Below are 279 nucleotides of genomic sequence, written 5' to 3'. Positions count from 1 at the left end.
ACGGTCATACGTCGCTTGAGAGTATAACGGTGCAAGTGATGCGATTTCGTCCATAATTTCACATGGACTTTCGTAATTCCAATCCCCGCCCAGTGCACGAGCAACTTTTTGCAACATCCACCAGTCTGGTTTGGAATCACCAAGCGGTTTCAATACTTCATATAATCGTTGAATACGGCGCTCTGTATTCGTAAACGTTCCTTCTTTTTCTAAGCTTGGTGCTGCCGGTAAAATAACATCAGCAAAACGAGCTGTTTTTGATAAGAACTTTTCTTGAAC

The 279-nt window shown here is 42.7% G+C and carries 1 protein-coding gene; it reads right to left on the bottom strand.

Annotated features, from left to right (window positions below):
- A partial coding sequence (locus ACSG5Z_RS32600) for a molybdopterin-dependent oxidoreductase (RefSeq protein ID WP_435713008.1) occupies positions 1-279 on the bottom strand: 279 nt, incomplete at both ends.

This window comes from Bacillus pretiosus (genome assembly GCF_051294775.1).
Classification (GTDB): Bacteria; Bacillota; Bacilli; order Bacillales; family Bacillaceae_G; genus Bacillus_A; species Bacillus_A wiedmannii.
This window is presented reverse-complemented; position numbering and strand designations above follow the sequence as displayed.